Raw genomic sequence first — 17,941 nt, 5'->3', positions numbered from 1 at the left:
GCCGATTGACCCGACGTCGGAACGATCCTGTTTGCGGCGGAAATGGCGCCCGATGAGCGCGCCGCCGCGCCTGAAGAAAGTCAGTACAGGATCAATGTCGGAAGGTAAGCAGCGTGTCGACGCCATAGGCTTGCGCGAGACTGGCAAGCCCGGAGGGAGTGTTGACGATACCGAGCGCGGCGCCGCGTGCGGTGGCCGCGCGCTGCCATGCGAGCAGCACGGCGAGCGCGGACGAATCGAACTGCCGCAACGGCGCGCAATCGACTTCCGTCGCGCCCGCGGCGATGCGCGAAAGACCCGACTCGAGCGCGGACTTTGCGCTCTCGTGGGTCAGCGTTGCGGCCGTCTGGAAACGGCCGCCGGTGCCGGGTGAACTCACGACGAAGCCTTGCCGTTCGCCAGTTGCTGGTTACGCTGCGTCAGGAACTGCAGCAGGCCATCGACGCCGTGCTGCGAAATCTGCTCGCTGAACTGCTGCTGGTATGCCTGGATCAGCCATGCGCCGAGCACGTTGATGTCATACACGCGCCAGCCTTGGGGCGTCTTGTACAGGCGATAGTCCAGCTCCACCGGCGAACCGTTGTTCATCACGACGGAGCGAACGACGACATCCGTATCTTCCGGCGATGCCCGGAACGGCTTGTACTGAATGGTCTGGTTGCGAACTTGGCCGAGCGCGCCCGAGTACGTGCGGATCAACAGCATCTTGAATTGCTCGACGATCTGCTTTTGCTGTTCCGGCGTGGCCGAATTCCAGTTGCGGCCCATCACGAGACGCGTCGTGCGCGTGAAGTCCGTGTACGGCAGGATCTTCTGGTTGACGAGTTCGGTGATGCGCTGAATGTTGCCCGACTGAAGTTGCGGGTCGGTCTTGATCTGATCGAGAACCTGCTGCGTCACGGTCTTGATCATGCCGTCGGGCGAGTTGGTATCGACGGTCTGCGCCGAGGCCGCGCCGCAGAACGCCATGAACATGGCAAACAAGGGAAGCAAAAAGAGTTTTTTCATCGCAGTTCCTGCAAAAAGTGGCTTGGGTTTGAGCGCGTTCACGTGACCGTAGTTCAGTGAACACGCAGCTCAAGCTGTAAAAAATGCTGTCGGTTTTGTTACCGCGCGTTAGCGTCGATACACCTAGCGCAAGCGGAACGAAGGGAAGCCCGGCGGAGCACGCGGCGGGACATACTGATTGCCCGGCACCGTCGTGTTGCCCGTCGAACTGGCCGCGTTCGGCGCCGCAGCGGTTTCCGAAGCAGGAGCCGCGCCCGACGCAGCCCCTGCAGGCGCAACGGCCGTCGCCGACGCGCCGGCAGCGCCAACGGCGCCTGCCGTGCCGTCCGGCTCGGCGTAGCTCGGCAGCGGCGCTTCGTCGTAGTCGGGCGGTGCGGCATCCGCGTCGGCGCCCATGCTTTCGCCGATCAGATACTGGCGTCGCTGCAAATAGGCGTTACGCACGAACGAGTACTTGTCGAGCGCGGCGTCCGCGAGGACATCCGTTGCGCCGAGCAAATTCGCTCGCACATTAACGAGATTCACACCGTACAGCGCCCAGCTCACCGAATCCGGACTGACGTAGCTGAGCGGATTGCCGAAATAGTCGACGACGAGCCCGCTCGTGTCGCGCACGGTGCTCGGGCCAAGCAACGGCAACACGACGTACGGCCCGGGCGGCACGCCGTAATGCCCGAGCGTCAGGCCGAAGTCGCCCGCATGCTTCGGCAGCTTCGCGACGGTCGCGACGTCGAACAGACCGCCGACGCCGAACACCGTGTTGATCGCGACGCGCATGATGTCCGACACACCGTCCGCGATCTTCAGCTGCATCAGGTTGTTCGCCGCGATGTAGACGTCGCCGATATTCGAGAAGAAGTTGGTCACGCTGTTGCGCACCGGCTCCGGAACTGCCCACACGTATGCCTTTGCAACCGGTTTCAGCGCGACCTGATCGACCTTGTCGTTGATCGTGAACATCGTGCGGTTGTAGCTTTCGAACGGATCGCCTTTGGTCGGCGTCGTCACCGTCGCACAGCCGGCGAGCGTTACCGCCGCCGCCGAGACAAGCACGCGCCGCAGCCCCATCGCGTACATACGATTCTCCTTATTGGGCGGCGTCCGACGCCGCACCCGCCGCCGATGCCGCCGGTGCAGGCGCAGCGCCCATCGCGCTTGCCGCTCCCGGGAACGCCGGCGCAGCCGCGGCCGGTGCAGCCGACTTCGACGCGCCGGAATCCGCAGCCTTGTTGTAGAGGAATTGACCGATCAGGTTTTCAAGCACGACTGCCGATTGCGTCATCGTGAGCGTGTCGCCATTCTTGAGCATCTGGTCGTCACCGCCCGGCTCCAGGCCGATGTACTGCTCGCCGAGCAGGCCGGAGGTCAGGATCTTCGCGGACGAGTCCTTTGGAAACTGATATTGCTTGTCGATATCGATGGTCACGACCGCCTGGTACGTGTTCGCATCGAAGCCGATCGAGCCGACGCGCCCGACCGTCACGCCCGCGCTTTTCACGGGCGCGCGCGGCTTGAGCCCGCCGATGTTGTCGAACTTGAGCCGCACCGCATAGGTTTGCTGGAACGACAGGGAACTCATGTTGCCGGCCTTCAGCGCGAGGAACAGCAGCGCCACGAAACCGAGCACCACGAAGAGGCCGACCCAAAAGTCGAGAGCAGTCTTTTTCATCGTCTTTCCAAAGAAAATCTTGTCGCGGAACGCGCGTGACGGTCTGTGCCCTTCACAACGCCCACGCCGTAGCGGACGTTCGCGCCCGGTCCATCAGCTGAACATCAACGCGGTCAGCAGGAAATCGAGGCCGAGCACCGCGAGCGACGCGTACACGACCGTCTTGGTCGTCGCGCGCGAGACGCCTTCGGGCGTCGGCCGGGCTTCGTAGCCCTGGAACAACGCGATGAACGTCACCGCGAAACCGAACACGACGCTTTTCACGACGCCGTTGCCCACATCGCGCCACACGTCCACGCCGCCTTGCATCTGTGACCAGAACGCGCCGGAATCCACGCCGATCAGCAGCACGCCGACCACATAGCCGCCGATTACGCCGACCGCGCTAAAGATGGCCGCGAGCACCGGCATGGCGATGATGCCCGCCCACATGCGCGGCGCGACCACCACTTTCATGGGGTCGACGGCCATCATTTCCATCGCCGTTAGCTGCTCGCCCGCTTTCATCAAGCCGATTTCGGCGGTGAGCGACGTGCCCGCGCGCCCCGCGAACAGCAGCGCGGTGACGACCGGCCCGAGCTCGCGCACGAGCGACAGCGCGACGAGCAGCCCGAGCGCCTGCTCGGAGCCGTAGCGATTCAGCGTGTAATAGCCCTGCAGCCCGAGCACGAAGCCGACGAACAAGCCCGACACCGCGATGATGACAAGCGAATAATTGCCGACGAAATGGATCTGTTTCGTGACAAGCCGCGGGCGGCGCAACAGCGGGAAGAATTCGAGCACGAGGCGCACAAGCATGCGCGTCGCGTAGCCGGCGGTGCCGAAGCCGTCGAGCACCCAGCGTCCGAGTGCGCTGATCATGCCTTGCCTCCGATGCCGAAATCCGCCGCGAGCGGCTGGCTCGCGTAGTGGAACTTGAAAGGACCGTCCGGCGTGCCGTCGATGAACTGGCGCACCGTCGGGTCTTGCGACGCGCGCAACTGGTCCGGCGTGCCTTCCGCGTGAATCCCGCCGTTGGCGATGAAGTACACGTAATCCGCGATGGCAAACGATTCGGGCACGTCGTGCGTGACGAGGATGGAGGTCGCGCCGAGCGCGTCGTTGATCGTGCGGATCAGCTTGGCGGTGATGCCGAGAGAGATGGGATCGAGACCGGCGAACGGCTCGTCGTACATCATCAGTTCGGGGTCGAGCGCGATGGCGCGGGCAAGCGCGACGCGACGCGCCATGCCGCCCGAGATTTCCGACGGCGCGAGATCGCGCGCGCCGCGCAAGCCGACCGCGTTCAGCTTCATCAGCACGAGATCGCGGATGAGTTCTTCCGGCAGATCGGTGTGCTCCCGCAGCGGGAACGCGACGTTCTCGAACACGGTCTGGTCCGTGAACAGCGCGCCGAATTGAAAGAGCATGCCCATCTTGCGGCGCAGCGCGTAGAGGCCGTCGCGCGTCTGCGCGCCGACGTCCTGGCCGCCGTACAGCACTTGGCCGCGGCTCGCCCTGACGAGACCGCCGACCAGCCGCAGCGTCGTGGTTTTTCCGCAGCCGGAGCCGCCCATGACCGCGACCACCTGCCCACGCGTGAATCGCATGTTCAGGTTCGACAGGACGAGCCGGTCGCCGTAACCGAAGTCGACGTCGCGAAGCTCTAGCAGAGTCTCTGAAGAGGCTGGCACTGGGTAAGACATTCCGTTGACGCAAAACGCCGCATTATAGGGCCTGCGTGCAATCGGTGCTTCGCCCTAGGCCGTCACTCCTTGCTTTTTAAGAACTGTCAGCATTGACTTGCAAACTTCTGTTGCAGCGACGATACCGCCGCAGCCGTATCCGACGCTTCCGTGACCGCACGCACGACCGCCGCGCTGCCGACGCCCGTGGCGAGCACGTCGGCGATCACCTGACCGTCGATACCGCCGATCGCGACGAGCGGCACGCGGCCATCGAGCAACTGCACGTAGCGGCGAAGGCGCGCGAGGCCTTGCGGCTTCGTCGGCATCACTTTGGTCGTCGTCGGGAATACGGCGCCGAGCGCCAGATAACTCGGGCGGAAATGCAGCGCGCGCAGCATCTCGTAATAGCCGTGCGTCGAAAGGCCGAGCCGCAATCCCCCCCGCGCGATTGCGTTCAAATCGGCGGTCTGCACGTCTTCCTGCCCGAGGTGGACGCCGTATGCGCCCGCCGCAATCGCCGCGCGCCAGTGATCGTTGATGAAAAGCCGCGCCTGATGCCGCCGGCCCGCCGCGACCGAACGCTCGATCTCGCGCTCGAGGTCGCCAGCGTCGTTGCTCTTGCGGCGCAACTGTGCGGTGACGACGCCGAGGTCGAGCACGCGCTCCGTCCATTCGGCGCTCGGCAGCACGGGATACAGCCCCAGCTTGTCGGGGCACGAGGGAAACGCCGGTTGCGGCGCGGGCGGCAGATCGCCGACGCGCGGAAACGTCGCGAAATCGACGGGCCATGCGTCGGCCTTTGCCTCGTCGCCGCTGCGCCACGCGAGCGCGAGAACGAGCGCATCGTGCGGTTCGAAGTTGCAGTCGAGAAACGCAGCGAGCGCGGCGAGCCAGTCGTCGGAGCGCGCGCCTTCGAGCACGAAGCGGTCGCCGCCGCGCGTGAGCGTCACGCGTTCGCCGTGCGCTTGCACGACCGCCGCGCCGCCCGCTTCGAGCGATTCGACGTCGACGTCATGTGCTTCCGCGAACACGGCCAAATCCTGCGCACCCGGCGATTCAGGCGGCGTCAGACAGATGCGCCAGCGGGTCGCGGCGGCGGGCCAGTCGCCCAGTCGCGCGCGGATGCGCTCGGCAACTTCGACCAGTTCGTCCGCCGGCGGCCAGAAGACTTCGCGTCCGAGCAGGCTCATGCCGCACCTCCGTCCTGGTGCCAGAACGGCATGCCGACGACCGGCGTGCTCGCGTGCGCGCTGTCGCGCTCGGCCATCGGTCCGGCGAGAAACGCCGTGCGTCCCGCCTCGACGCCCATCGCGAACGCGCGCGCCATCTGCGGCGGATACGTAGCCTGCGAGACCGCTGTATTCAGCAGCACGCCGTCGAAGCCCCACTCCATCACCTGACACGCATGCGACGGCACGCCGAGACCGGCATCGACGATCAGCGGCACATCCGGCAAGCGCTCGCGCAGCGTGCGCAAGCCATACGGATTGGTCACGCCCTTGCCCGTACCGATGGGCGCGCCCCACGGCATCAACGCCTCGCAGCCGGCATCGAGCAGACGCCGGCCGATCACGAGGTCTTCGGTGCAGTACGGCAGCACCTTGAAGCCGTCGCGCACAAGCTTTGCCGCGGCTTCGACGAGACCGATCGGGTCCGGCTGCAGCGTGTAGTCGTCGCCGATCAGTTCCAGCTTGATCCACGGCGTATCGAACACTTCACGCGCCATGTACGCGGTGGTCAGCACTTCATCGACGCTCTGGCAGCCCGCCGTGTTCGGCAGCAGCGCGACGCCGTGGCGCTTGAGCACGTCGAAGAAGCCGGCCTCGCCGGTCTCCGACTGCCGGCGCAGCGCGACGGTCACCATGCCGGGACGCGCGGCGTCGATGGAGTCCGATAGCGACTGCAGCGACGGATAGCGCGACGTGCCGAGCAGCACGCGGCTCGGAAACGACTGGCCGTACAGCGTCAGGGTATCGGCGGCGGGATGTGTGGTCATGATCGTCCTCTGGTGATGCGCTCAGCCGCCCGCGACGGGCGAAACGATGTCGAGCTTGTCGCCCGTGGAAAGCGTCTTCGTGCCGTGCTCGCCACGCGCGACGAACTGGCCGTTCAGCGCGACGGCGAACGGCGGCTTCGCACCGAAAGCGGCGAGCGCGTCGGTGACGGTCGCCGTGTCGGGCAACGTGAACTCGCGCTGATTGATGTGGATGTTCATGCGTTCTCTCTGATCTCGGTCACGCGGTCGCCGTCTCGAAGGCGCCGTGCAGCAGCTCGGACCATAGCGCCTGGCGGCGGAAGTCGTCGAAGGAGGCGGCGTCGCGCACGGTTCCGCCGACGAGCGCATCCGCGAGCGCGCAGGCGGAATCCGCGACTTCGGGCGCGATCATGAAGCCGTGCCGATACAGCCCGTTCACGCGCACGATCTGCGCCCCGTCCCACGCGATAGCCGGGCGATGATCCGGCAGCGTCGGCCGGCATTGCGAGTTCAGTTCGAGAATGCGCGCCTCGCCGAATCCCGGATGAACCGCGAACGCGGCACTCAGCAGTTCAAGCGCCGATCGCACGCTGACGGGCGACATGTCCTCGCCTTCGACTTCGGTCGCGCCGATCACGTAGAGGTCGTTCTCTTTGGGCGCGATGTAGAGCGGATAGCGCGGATGCAGCAGCCGGACCGGCCGCGTCAATCCGATGCCCGGCGCATGCACGCGCGCCACTTCGCCGCGGATACCGCGCAGCGCGGGCCACGCGGGCTTACCGCCGAGTCCGCGGCAATCGATGATCCAGCGCGCGTCGGGCATCGCATCGACGGGCGTGTTCCAGTGCGTCTGCACGCCACGCGCCGCCAGCCCCGCAGCGAGCGCCGCGAGCGCCTGACGGTTGTCGAGCTGGCCTTCGTGCGGCAGGAGCCAGCCCTGCGCGAAACGCGTGCCGAGTGCGGGTTCGGCCTTCGCGACCTGCGCGCCGGCGAGCTTCACGAAACCGCCATCGAGCAATTCGGCGGGCGCGTTCGCCCGCAAGCGGCGCTCGAACAGCGGCGCTTCCGCGCGATCCGCGCCATGCCAGACGACGAGCGTCCCGTTGCGCTGGAAGAAGACCGGCTCGGGCAGCGCCGCGAGGAGATCCGGCCATCGCGCGAGCGACGCCGCGCCGAGTTCGACGACCAGCGGCTCGGCGCTCGTGGCTTCGGCGAGCGGCGCGAGCATCGCGGCGGCGACCCACGCTGCCGACTGCGCGCCCGACTCGTCGCCGCGCTCGTACAGCGCAACGCCGTGTCCCGCGCCCGCGAGTTGCCACGCGACGAGCCGTCCGACGAGCCCGCCGCCGATCACGGCGAAGTCGGGCTTCGCTGCGGTCTGATCGATGCTAATCACTATCCGATGTCTCCTTTGGCGACGGACGCGTCTTCGCATCGCAACGAAGCGGCCGTAGGCGAATCCACGCGAACAAGGACGAAACAGCGGAGAGACCGGCCCGGCGCGAGAACGACGCACCGAGCGGAAAGGAGGACTGGAAGAAACTGGAGGAAGGCGCGGGAGTCGCGCGTTCTCCGGAAACTTCCCTCGCCGGTATTACCCGGATCGGGTGCAAAGGGTCTCTCTCAGCCTCGCCGCGCTCGATACTTTCGATACCGCTCGCGCACGAAGCACCCCTGTTTCGCCGGAAGTCATTAGAGCATAAAAGCCGAAGCCGCTGCAAACCGGGATTGCCCGCGCGCGCTTGGCCGCCTGATCGCCGGCTGCGTCACTCTGGCACAATGCCCCGAACGCAGTTCATCGAACGATCGCACCGTATTAAGTGGCAGTTAAGGGAACGTCTCAACAATCTGCGAGGCTGGGATCGGGCTGCACGCGACATCGCGGCAGCCCGATCCCGCAGCGACATGTGTCAACCCGCCGGCAAGCCGGCGCACAAGCAGAAAGGTCATGGCCAACTCAAACCCGGAAAGCACGCAACAGAAGGCGGACGAAGTCTCGGCGTGGAGTCTCATCAAACCGTACTGGATATCCGAAGAACGAGGCGTGGCGTGGGGGCTGCTCGTCGCGATCATCGCGATCAACATGACGGTCGTGTGGATCAACGTGCGGCTCAACAGCTGGAACGCGGACTTCTATAACGCGCTGCAGAACAAGAATGTCCGCGACTTTCCGCATCTGCTGCTGATCTTCACCGGGCTTGCATTTGCTTATATTCTGCTCGCCGTCTACGGACGCTATCTGCGCCAGATGCTCGCGTTCCGCTGGCGGCAATGGCTCACGAACCGGTTTCTCGAGCAATGGCTCGGCGACCGCGCGTTCTATCGTATCGAGCGCGACCGTCTCGCCGACAACCCCGACCAGCGTATCAGCGACGACCTGCAATCGTTCGCGACGACCACGCTCACGCTGTCGCTCGATCTGCTTTCGACGCTCGTCACGCTCGTCACCTTCATCACCATCCTCTGGACCCTCGCTGGCGCGCTGACGCTGACGCTCGGCGGCACGCCCATCGTGATTCCGGGCTATATGGTCTGGGCGGCGGCGCTGTATGCGATTCTCGGCTCGCTGATCATTCAGAAGGTCGGGCATCCGCTCGTGTCGATCAATTATCAGCAGCAGAAGGTGGAAGCGGACTTCCGTTTCGGGCTGATCCGCGTGCGCGAGAACGCCGAGCAGATCGCGTTTTACGACGGCATCGCCACCGAAACCGCGAATGCGAAGAGCATCTTCCAGCGCATCCGCGATAACTGGTGGCTCATCATGAAGTACACGAAGCGCATGACCTTCGTGCTGAGTTTTTATGGCCAGATCGCGATCATTTTTCCGATCATGGTGGCCGCGCCGCGCTACTTCGCGGGCGCGTTTTCCTTCGGCGTGCTGATGCAGATATCGTCGGCATTCGGCACCGTGAGCGATTCGTTCTCGTGGTTCATCAACAGTTATTCGACGCTGGTCGAATGGCGCGCAACCGTCAACCGTCTGCGCGAATTCAAGCGCGTGATGCGCTCGACGCACATCCGCGAGGAGAACTCGCCCGCGACGGAACGCGGCGGCATCAATCTGCATTACACGAGCACGGAAGCCTTGACGACGACCGGCCTGCTGCTCGCGTTGCCGAACGGCACGCCGCTGTCGCGGGTGGCGGATGTATCGGTGGAGCCGGGATCGCGATGGCTCGTCGTGGGGCCGTCCGGGTCGGGCAAGAGCACGCTGATGCGCGCGCTCGCGGGCCTTTGGCCGTTCGGCGACGGCACGATCGACGCCCCCGTCGACGCGAAGATGATGTTCGTCCCGCAGCAAAGCTATCTGCCGATCGGCACGCTGCGCGCGGCGCTGGCATATCCGTCGCCGGGCGGCACGTTCACCGACGAGGAATCGCGCGAAGTGCTGCGCGCGTGCAACCTCGAGGCATATGGGGATCGGCTGGAAGAGAGCGGGCACTGGGCGCGGAGCCTGTCGCCGGGCGAACAGCAACGGCTCGCCGCGGCGCGCGTGCTCTTGCACAAGCCGGATTTCGTGTTCCTCGACGAAGCCACCAGCGCGCTCGATGCGGACAACGAACTGCATATCTACAACACGCTCGTCGATCGGCTGCCGAAGGCCGCGATTCTGAGCGTCGCGCACCGGGAATCGGTGGCGCTGTTTCATGATTACCGGATCGAGATCGAGAGGGCGATGGTGGAGGCTTGACGCTGCGTCGGTGGGTTGGGAATGCCGCATCCGCCCGCGATTGCAGGTGCGGTTTTTCTGATTTGTTGGGCTGGTTGAACGGCAGCGCGTCATATCGTCATAGACTGACGCGTCTCCTCATACCCAACAGTTCATGGACCCTCGACTCTTAACGGATCACGACCTGGATTCCATGCGACGCGCTCCGAAGATCATCACCAATCCACGCGCGAGATGGGTCTTCAAAGGCGGGCACAAAGAGAAGAATTTCACGCTGCACGATGCGCGCGACGCTACTCAGTTATATCGACTGTTCCTGCGGTCGTCCGCCACTCGACCGAGCGCATTCTCCGTTGGCCTGGCCCGTGTCTGGCCAACTGATGAAACACTCATCCTCGCTCGCTACAACGGCCCTTATCATGCGCATGGCAATATCATCGAAGGAAATAAAGTTTCCCTCGGCTGCCATCGGCATTTAGCTACGGAACGCTACATCCGAGCGGGACATCATGTCGATGGCTACGCGGAAGCAATGTCATCCTACAATTCCCTGGAAGGCGCATTCGAATGCCTATGCCGCGACTGCGGAGTCGCTGCGCTAGCCTACGATCCGTTTCAACCGGAATTAGAGTTCTGAGATGCTCAACGACGCGTCGGCTGCAGTAAAGCGCCTGCTGTGCGAGTCATGGTGCTCCGAAATCAACGTCGCCCCGGACGGTGATTCGATTCGCTTATGCATGCCCCTCATGGAACCTGACGGTGATTACATCACCGTGTGGTTAAGGCAAATCATGGGCGGTTGGCGGCTCGAAGACGCAGGCACTACGTTCATGCGGATGTCCTACGATTCCGATGCAACCGCTTTGTTACGCGGCCCCCGGCGCGTGTTGCTTGATCAGACGCTAGCCGAGTATGGCGCACGCCTCGCTGACGATGGCCAAGTCGTCGCGGATTCCGCCGAAGCGCAGTTGGGCCTTTCGCTGCTGCGCTTCGGACAAGCACTACTGCGCGTGGGTGATCTAAGGAGTTGGAGCAAGCCGCGCGTTGCCTCGACATTTTTTGATGATCTGGAACGCAGGCTCGGAGATATCGTCGGCAAGGCTAACGTCGTGCCGAGATACATCTGCGCGGGAGTACCGGATGCCGCCGACTACCCCATCGACTTCCTCCTGAAAGGCTCGCAAACCCCGCTGTTCGTTTTCGGCGTGCTCAATTCGGAACGCGCCCGCGTCGCTACGATCGTGCTGCAACACGTCGAGCAGTACGTCGAACGCTTCGATTCGATCATCGTTTTCCAGGATGCGCGTGCTATCCCGAGTATCGATCTTCGCCGCCTCATGAACGCAGCCAACGACATGGTCGATTCGATCGACGCCGAAGCCGCGCTCGCCAAGAAGATCCGCCATCGCATGCGCGTGGCTTAGAAACAAAAAAAGGCGGAAAGCCTCACGGCCTTCCGCCCTTCTTTTCCGCCGGCACAAACTTACCGCGGCAACTCACTGCTCCCCATCAAATAGGCATCCACCGATCGCGCGCACTGGCGGCCTTCCCGAATCGCCCACACGACGAGCGACTGTCCGCGCCGCATATCGCCCGCCGTGAACACCTTGTCCACCGACGTGTAATACGCCTTGTCGCCTTCCGTCGATGCCCGCACGTTGCCGCGCGCATCCTTGTCCACGCCGAACGCTTCCAGAACCGGCGACAGCGGCTGCGTGAAGCCCATCGCGAGCAACACGAGGTCCGCCTTCATCTCGAACTCCGAGCCGGGCACTTCGACCATCTTCCCGCCCTTCCACTCGACGCGCGCCGCAATCAGCTTCTCGACCTTGCCGTTCTTGCCCTCGAAGCGCTTCGTCGCCACCGACCAGTCGCGCTCGCAGCCCTCTTCATGCGACGACGAGGTGCGCAGCTTGATCGGCCAGTAAGGCCAAACGAGCGGCTTGTTCTCTTCCTCGGGCGGCTGCGCGAGCAACTCGAACTGCGTCACGTCCTTCGCGCCATGCCGATTGGATGTGCCCACGCAGTCTGAACCCGTATCGCCGCCGCCGATCACGACGACATGCTTGCCCTTCGCGAGCAATTGATCGGCGAGCTTGTCGCCCGCATTGACCTTGTTCTGCTGCGGCAAAAATTCCATTGCGAAATAAATGCCTTCCAGTTCGCGCCCCGGCACCGGCAGATCGCGCGGCGTTTCCGAACCGCCCGCGATCACGACCGCATCGAACTGCTCTTTCAACTCTTCCGGCGTGATGCTTTCCTTCGCCGTATTGCCGATATGCGCCGGCAGCGGATCGCGGCCGACGAACACGTTCGTGCGGAACGACACGCCTTCCGCTTCCATCTGGCGCATGCGGCGGTCGATCAGCCACTTCTCCAGCTTGAAATCGGGGATGCCATAACGCAGCAATCCGCCGATGCGATCGTTCTTCTCGAACACGACGACGTCATGCCCCGCGCGCGCCAGTTGCTGCGCGACGGCGAGACCGGCAGGACCTGAACCGACGACGGCCACCTTCCTGCCCGTCTTGTGCTTCGGCGGCTGCGGCGCGACCCAGCCTTCTTCCCACGCCTTGTCGATGATCTTGCGTTCGATCGACTTGATGCCGACCGGATCTTCGTTGATGCCGAGCGTGCACGCCGCCTCGCACGGCGCCGGACAGATGCGGCCCGTGAACTCCGGGAAGTTGTTCGTCGAATGCAGGACTTCGATCGCGGTCTTCCAGTCCTGGCGGAACACGAGATCGTTGAAGTCCGGAATGATGTTGTTGACCGGACAGCCGTTGTTGCAGAACGGAATGCCGCAGTCCATGCAGCGCGCGCCCTGCACCTTGGCGTCGTCATCGGTCAGTGCGGCGACGAATTCCTTGTAATGCTTGACGCGGGTCAGCGGTGCTTCGTACGCCTCATGGCGGCGTTCGAACTCGAGAAAACCGGTTGCCTTGCCCATTTCTTTCTCTGTATTTGGTGAGGATCGCGCTCTCCGATGCCGCGCATCGGAGAGCCCTGCTTTTGTGTGTGTCGGGCTTCAGGCCGCCAGAGCTTCCTTCGCCTTCTTCGCGCCGAGTTCGCCGAGCGCGCGCTTGTATTCGGTCGGGAAGACCTTCACGAACTGACGACGCGACGCATCCCAGTTCTCGAGCAGCGCCTTCGCACGCGGCGATCCCGTGAACTGGAAGTGACGCTCGACGAGGCCCTTCAGCAGCGCTTCATCGGTCTGGCCGGCGTGCCACAGCGCGCGATCCACCGTGCGCTCCTGTTCGGCCTGCTGCAGGACCGGATCGAGCGCGACCATCGACTTGTTGCACTTGGCGGCGAACGTGCCGTCCGGGTCGTACACAAACGCGATACCGCCCGACATGCCGGCCGCGAAATTGCGGCCCGTCTCGCCGAGCACGACCACCGTGCCCCCCGTCATGTATTCGCAGCCGTGATCGCCCGTGCCCTCGACGACCGCCCTCGCGCCCGAGTTACGCACGCAGAAGCGCTCGCCGGCGACGCCGCGGAAATACGATTCGCCTTCGATCGCGCCGTACATCACCGTGTTGCCGCAGATGATGTTTTCCTCGGACTTGCCGCGGAAGTCGTTAGTCGGGCGAATGATGATGCGTCCACCCGACAGGCCCTTGCCGACGTAGTCGTTGCCGTCGCCGACGAGATCGAGCGTCACGCCCTTCGCGAGGAACGCGCCGAAGCTCTGGCCCGCCGTGCCCTTCAACTGGATGTGGATGGTGTCGTCGGGCAGGCCGTCATGGCCGTACTTCTTCGCGATGAGACCGGAGAGCATGGCGCCGACCGTGCGGTTCACGTTGCGCACCGGCTGAATGAACGAGACATGCTCGCCCTTCTCGATCGCCGCCTTCGACTTCTCGATCAGCACGTGATCGAGCGCCTTGTCCAGACCGTGATCCTGCACGTCTTCATGCTTGCGCGCGACTTCGCTCGCCACCGGCACCTGATAGAAGATGCGCGAGAAGTCGAGGCCCTTCGCCTTCCAGTGCTCGACGCCCTTCTTCGTGTCGAGCAGATCGACGCGGCCGATCAGGTCGTCGAACCTGCGCAGGCCCAGTTGCGCCATGATTTCGCGCACTTCTTCGGCGACGAAGAAGAAGTAGTTGACGACATGCTCAGGCTGGCCGGTGAACTTGGCGCGCAGCACCGGATCTTGCGTCGCGACGCCGACCGGGCACGTGTTCAGATGGCACTTGCGCATCATGATGCAGCCTTCGACGACGAGCGGCGCCGTCGCGAAGCCGAACTCGTCGGCGCCGAGCAGCGCGCCGATCACGACGTCGCGGCCGGTCTTCATCTGGCCGTCGGCCTGCACGCGGATGCGGCCGCGCAGGCGGTTCAGCACCAGCGTCTGCTGCGTTTCGGCAAGACCGAGTTCCCACGGCGTACCCGCGTGCTTCAGCGACGACAGCGGCGACGCGCCCGTACCGCCGTCATGGCCGGCGATCACGACGTGATCGGCCTTCGCCTTCGCAACGCCCGCCGCGACCGTGCCGACGCCCACTTCGGACACGAGCTTCACCGAAATGCTCGACGACGAATTCACGTTCTTCAGATCGTGAATGAGTTGCGCCAGGTCTTCGATCGAATAGATGTCGTGGTGCGGCGGCGGCGAAATGAGGCCCACGCCCGGCACCGAGTAACGCAGCTTGCCGATGTAGTCCGACACCTTGTGGCCGGGCAACTGGCCGCCTTCGCCGGGCTTCGCGCCCTGCGCCATCTTGATCTGAATCTGATCCGCCGACGACAGATATTCCGCCGTCACGCCGAAGCGTCCCGACGCGACCTGCTTGATCTTCGAGCGCAGCGAATCGCCGTCCTTCAGCGGAATGTCGGTGATGACTTCCTTGCCGATGATCGATTGCAGCGTGTCGCCGTTCTTGATCGGAATGCCGCGCAGCTCGTTGCGATAACGCGTTTCGTCCTCGCCGCCTTCGCCGGTGTTCGACTTGCCGCCGATGCGGTTCATCGCGACCGCCAGCGTGGCGTGCGCTTCCGTACTGATCGAGCCGAGCGACATTGCGCCGGTCGCGAAACGCTTGACGATGTCCTTTGCCGACTCCACTTCGTCGAGCGGAATGGCCTTTGCCGGATCGACCTTGAACTCGAACAGACCGCGGAACGTCATGTGACGCTTGGTCTGGTCGTTGATCAGGTGCGCGTATTCCTTGTACGTCTGGTACGAGTTGCTGCGCGCCGAGTGCTGCAGCTTGGCGATCGCATCCGGCGTCCACATGTGTTCTTCGCCGCGCACGCGGTACGCGTATTCGCCGCCCGCGTCGAGCATGGTCGAGAGGACGGGGTTGTCGCCGAACGCATCGCGATGCAGGCGAATGGCTTCCTCCGCCACCTCGAAGATGCCGATGCCACCGACCTTCGACGCCGTGCCCTTGAAGTACTTCTCCACGAGATCCGACGACAAGCCGACCGCCTCGAAAATCTGCGCGCCGGTGTAGGACATGTACGTCGAGATGCCCATCTTCGACATCACCTTGTGCAGGCCCTTGCCGACCGCCTTCGTGAAGTTGTAGATGGCCTTGTCCGCCGACAGGTCGCCCTTCAGCCCCTCGGCCATGTTGGCGAGCGTTTCCAGCGCGAGATACGGGTGAACGGCTTCCGCGCCGTAGCCCGCGAGCAGCGCGAAGTGATGCGTTTCACGCGCCGAACCCGTCTCCACGACGAGACCCGTGCTCGTGCGCAGGCCGTGCTGCACGAGATGCGTGTGGATCGCGGACGTGGCGAGCAGCGCCGGAATCGCGACGTTGTCGCGGTCCATCTTGCGGTCCGACACGATCAGGATGTTGTAGCCGGACTTCACGGCATCGACGGCTTCGGCGCACAGCGACGCGATGCGCGCTTCCACGCCTTCCTTGCCCCACGCAGCCGGATAGCAGATGCTCAGTTCGTACGAGCGGAACTTGCCGCCGGTGTACGTATCGATCGCGCGGATCTTCGCGATGTCCTTGAAGTCGAGCACGGGCTGCGACACTTCGAGGCGCATCGTCGGGTTGATGTTGATGGTATCGAGCAGGTTCGGCTTCGGTCCGATGAACGAGACGAGCGACATCACCATGTTTTCGCGGATCGGGTCGATCGGCGGGTTCGTCACTTGCGCGAACAACTGCTTGAAGTAGTGATACAGCGTCTTGTTCTTGCTGGACATCACGGCAAGCGGCGAGTCGTTGCCCATCGAGCCGATGGCCTCTTCGCCCGCTTGCGCCATCGGCGCCATCAGGAACTTCACGTCCTCCTGCGTATAGCCGAACGCCTGTTGACGGTCGAGCAGCGCGGCGGCTTCGCGGCGCTGCGTTTCGACGTCCTCGGCCTTCGGCTCGATCTCGTCGAGCTTGATGCGCACGGCGTCGATCCAGCTCTTGTACGGCTTCGCGTTCGCGAGGTTGTCCTTGAGCTCCTTGTCCTCGATGATGCGGCCCTGCTCCATGTCGATCAGGAACATCTTGCCCGGCTGCAGACGCCACTTCTTGACGATCTTCGATTCGGGAATCGGCAGCACGCCCGCTTCCGACGCGAGGATCACGAGATCGTCGTCGGTCACGATGTAACGCGCCGGGCGCAGCCCGTTGCGGTCGAGCGTTGCGCCGATCTGGCGGCCGTCCGTGAACGCGATCGCGGCGGGTCCGTCCCACGGCTCCATCATCGCCGCGTGATATTCGTAGAACGCGCGGCGGTTCTCGTCCATCAGCGTGTGCTGTTCCCATGCCTCGGGAATCATCATCATCATCGCGTGGACGAGCGGGTAGCCTGCCATCACGAGCAGTTCGAGACAGTTGTCGAACGAAGCCGTGTCCGACTGGCCCGGATAGATCAGCGGCCAGAGCTTCGGCAGATCGTCGCCGAGCACGTAGGAGGCGATCGCGCCGGTGCGGGCGTTCAGCCAGTTCACGTTGCCCTTCACGGTGTTGATTTCACCGTTGTGCGCGATCATGCGATACGGGTGCGCAAGTTCCCACGCCGGGAACGTGTTGGTCGAGAAGCGCTGATGCACGAGCGCCAGCGCCGACACGACGCGCTCGTCCTGCAGATCGCGGTAATACACGCCCACTTGGCCGGCGAGCAGCAGACCCTTGTAGACGACCGTGCGCGAGGACATCGACGGTACGAAATATTCCTTGCCGTGCTTGAGCTTGAGCGCCTGAATGCGATGGCTCGCCGTCTTGCGGATGATGTACAGCTTGCGCTCCAGCGCATCCGTCACGACGATGTCCTTGCCGCGCCCGATGAAGATCATGCGGATCAGCGGCTCGCTTGCCTTCACGGCGGGGGAAATGGGCATGTTGCCGTCCACCGGCACGTCGCGCCAGCCGAGCACCACCTGGCCCTCTGCCTTGACCGTGCGCTCCAGTTCCTGCTCGCACGCGAGACGCGACGCGTGTTCCTTCGGCAGGAAGATCATGCCGACGCCGTATTCGCCGGCCGGCGGCAGCGTCACGCCCTGCTTGGCCATCTCCTCGCGATAGAAGCCGTCCGGCACCTGAATCAGGATGCCCGCGCCGTCGCCCATCAGCGGGTCTGCGCCGACCGCGCCCCGGTGATCGAGGTTCTCGAGGATCTTGAGACCCTGCTGAATGATCTCGTGGCTTTTCTTGCCCTTGATATGGGCGACGAAGCCGACGCCGCAAGCGTCATGTTCGTTCGCAGGGTCGTACATGCCCTGCGCGGCGGGAAGCGAACCGGCTGCCGGCTGCTGATGATCGTTCATGGGGACACCGTCTCTGCTGTGAGGGGCCGACTCGGCCGTTGAATCGTTTTTTTGTTGCCCGCTGCCCGCAGTCCAGATTCGGGCACCGAGGCGGGTTGCGCATTTGACGCGCTGCACCGCAAAACCGCCGGAAATCGAAATATACGCGACGAATCAAAACGATGGCAAATAAAAACTGATGATCTGGCACCTATTATCGTTATGGTGCAAGAACTGCCCA

The 17,941-nt window shown here is 63.9% G+C and carries 15 protein-coding genes and 1 riboswitch; of the genes, 3 read left to right on the top strand and 12 right to left on the bottom strand.

Translation table 11 applies throughout. The features are described 5' to 3' along the window. Positions 1-91 precede the first annotated feature (91 nt). From P9220_RS05535 to P9220_RS05490, 10 genes are all read right to left on the bottom strand, one after another. Positions 92-379, bottom strand: a complete 288-nt coding sequence (locus P9220_RS05535; RefSeq protein WP_309763933.1) for an STAS domain-containing protein — start codon at positions 377-379, stop codon at positions 92-94. Continuing rightward, on the bottom strand, positions 376-1,008 hold the full coding sequence (locus tag P9220_RS05530) for an ABC transporter substrate-binding protein (protein WP_309763932.1): 633 nt from the start codon (positions 1,006-1,008) through the stop codon (positions 376-378). The genes P9220_RS05535 and P9220_RS05530 overlap by 4 nt, the downstream gene beginning before the upstream one ends. Before the next feature lie 123 nt (positions 1,009-1,131). Next, positions 1,132-2,085, bottom strand: a complete 954-nt coding sequence (locus P9220_RS05525) for a VacJ family lipoprotein (RefSeq protein WP_309763931.1) — start codon at positions 2,083-2,085, stop codon at positions 1,132-1,134. Between the two features lie 10 nt (positions 2,086-2,095). Beyond that, complete coding sequence (gene mlaD / locus P9220_RS05520; protein WP_309763930.1) at positions 2,096-2,677, bottom strand: outer membrane lipid asymmetry maintenance protein MlaD; 582 nt, start codon at positions 2,675-2,677, stop codon at positions 2,096-2,098. A gap of 93 nt (positions 2,678-2,770) precedes the next feature. After that, entirely contained in the window at positions 2,771-3,538 is a 768-nt protein-coding gene (gene mlaE / locus P9220_RS05515; protein WP_309763929.1) for a lipid asymmetry maintenance ABC transporter permease subunit MlaE, read from the bottom strand. Then, on the bottom strand, positions 3,535-4,362 hold the full coding sequence (locus tag P9220_RS05510) for an ABC transporter ATP-binding protein (protein WP_309763928.1): 828 nt from the start codon (positions 4,360-4,362) through the stop codon (positions 3,535-3,537). The genes mlaE and P9220_RS05510 overlap by 4 nt, the downstream gene beginning before the upstream one ends. An 86-nt stretch (positions 4,363-4,448) precedes the next feature. Next, positions 4,449-5,534: a thiamine phosphate synthase gene (gene thiE / locus P9220_RS05505; RefSeq protein ID WP_309763927.1), complete on the bottom strand. Its 1,086-nt coding sequence runs from the start codon at positions 5,532-5,534 to the stop codon at positions 4,449-4,451. Continuing rightward, positions 5,531-6,340, bottom strand: a complete 810-nt coding sequence (locus P9220_RS05500) for a thiazole synthase (protein ID WP_309763926.1) — start codon at positions 6,338-6,340, stop codon at positions 5,531-5,533. The genes thiE and P9220_RS05500 overlap by 4 nt, the downstream gene beginning before the upstream one ends. 21 nt (positions 6,341-6,361) lie before the next feature. Then, a complete protein-coding gene (gene thiS / locus P9220_RS05495; protein ID WP_309763925.1) occupies positions 6,362-6,559 on the bottom strand; it encodes a sulfur carrier protein ThiS in 198 nt (65 codons plus the stop codon). A 19-nt stretch (positions 6,560-6,578) separates the two neighbouring features. Continuing rightward, entirely contained in the window at positions 6,579-7,715 is a 1,137-nt protein-coding gene (locus tag P9220_RS05490) for an FAD-dependent oxidoreductase (protein ID WP_309763924.1), read from the bottom strand. A 167-nt stretch (positions 7,716-7,882) separates the two neighbouring features. Continuing rightward, positions 7,883-8,005, bottom strand: a riboswitch (TPP riboswitch). A gap of 262 nt (positions 8,006-8,267) precedes the next feature. On the opposite strand from P9220_RS05490, the gene P9220_RS05485 reads away from it, so the two are divergent. The 3 genes from P9220_RS05485 to P9220_RS05475 all read left to right on the top strand — a co-directional run bounded on the left by P9220_RS05485 (position 8,268) and on the right by P9220_RS05475 (position 11,413). After that, positions 8,268-10,010 carry an ABC transporter ATP-binding protein/permease gene (locus P9220_RS05485; RefSeq protein ID WP_309763923.1) on the top strand — a complete coding sequence of 581 codons (1,743 nt, stop codon included), beginning with the start codon at positions 8,268-8,270 and terminating at the stop codon, positions 10,008-10,010. A 133-nt stretch (positions 10,011-10,143) separates the two neighbouring features. Next, positions 10,144-10,626: a hypothetical protein gene (locus tag P9220_RS05480; RefSeq protein WP_309763922.1), complete on the top strand. Its 483-nt coding sequence runs from the start codon at positions 10,144-10,146 to the stop codon at positions 10,624-10,626. Between the two features lies 1 nt (position 10,627). After that, positions 10,628-11,413: a DUF1828 domain-containing protein gene (locus tag P9220_RS05475; RefSeq protein WP_309763921.1), complete on the top strand. Its 786-nt coding sequence runs from the start codon at positions 10,628-10,630 to the stop codon at positions 11,411-11,413. A gap of 59 nt (positions 11,414-11,472) precedes the next feature. Here the strand turns inward: P9220_RS05475 and P9220_RS05470 are convergent, their stop codons facing one another. Together P9220_RS05470 and P9220_RS05465 are read right to left on the bottom strand one after the other, a co-directional pair. Then, the gene (locus tag P9220_RS05470) at positions 11,473-12,939 is read right to left on the bottom strand and encodes a glutamate synthase subunit beta (RefSeq protein ID WP_309763920.1); all 1,467 of its coding nucleotides are present in this window, start codon (positions 12,937-12,939) and stop codon (positions 11,473-11,475) included. 78 nt (positions 12,940-13,017) lie between these two features. Further along, entirely contained in the window at positions 13,018-17,721 is a 4,704-nt protein-coding gene (locus P9220_RS05465) for a glutamate synthase-related protein (protein ID WP_309763919.1), read from the bottom strand. Between the last annotated feature and the right edge of the window lie 220 nt (positions 17,722-17,941).

This window comes from Caballeronia sp. LZ016 (genome assembly GCF_031450805.1).
Lineage (GTDB): Bacteria > Pseudomonadota > Gammaproteobacteria > Burkholderiales > Burkholderiaceae > Caballeronia.
The sequence above is the reverse complement of the archived record's forward strand: the minus strand, read 5'-3'. Positions and strand labels throughout refer to the sequence as shown.

Bases quoted from the DNA above. Each gene is read 5' to 3' on its own strand.
- P9220_RS05530 (WP_309763932.1), bottom strand. From the start codon at position 1,008: ATGAAAAAACTCTTTTTGCTTCCCTTGTTTGCCATGTTCATGGCGTTC.
- P9220_RS05525 (WP_309763931.1), bottom strand. From the start codon at position 2,085: ATGTACGCGATGGGGCTGCGGCGCGTGCTTGTCTCGGCGGCGGCGGTA.
- mlaD (WP_309763930.1), bottom strand. From the start codon at position 2,677: ATGAAAAAGACTGCTCTCGACTTTTGGGTCGGCCTCTTCGTGGTGCTC.
- mlaE (WP_309763929.1), bottom strand. From the start codon at position 3,538: ATGATCAGCGCACTCGGACGCTGGGTGCTCGACGGCTTCGGCACCGCC.
- P9220_RS05510 (WP_309763928.1), bottom strand. From the start codon at position 4,362: ATGTCTTACCCAGTGCCAGCCTCTTCAGAGACTCTGCTAGAGCTTCGC.
- thiE (WP_309763927.1), bottom strand. From the start codon at position 5,534: ATGAGCCTGCTCGGACGCGAAGTCTTCTGGCCGCCGGCGGACGAACTG.
- P9220_RS05500 (WP_309763926.1), bottom strand. From the start codon at position 6,340: ATGACCACACATCCCGCCGCCGATACCCTGACGCTGTACGGCCAGTCG.
- thiS (WP_309763925.1), bottom strand. From the start codon at position 6,559: ATGAACATCCACATCAATCAGCGCGAGTTCACGTTGCCCGACACGGCG.
- P9220_RS05485 (WP_309763923.1), top strand. From the start codon at position 8,268: ATGGCCAACTCAAACCCGGAAAGCACGCAACAGAAGGCGGACGAAGTC.
- P9220_RS05480 (WP_309763922.1), top strand. From the start codon at position 10,144: ATGGACCCTCGACTCTTAACGGATCACGACCTGGATTCCATGCGACGC.
- P9220_RS05475 (WP_309763921.1), top strand. From the start codon at position 10,628: ATGCTCAACGACGCGTCGGCTGCAGTAAAGCGCCTGCTGTGCGAGTCA.
- P9220_RS05470 (WP_309763920.1), bottom strand. From the start codon at position 12,939: ATGGGCAAGGCAACCGGTTTTCTCGAGTTCGAACGCCGCCATGAGGCG.
- P9220_RS05465 (WP_309763919.1), bottom strand. From the start codon at position 17,721: ATGAACGATCATCAGCAGCCGGCAGCCGGTTCGCTTCCCGCCGCGCAG.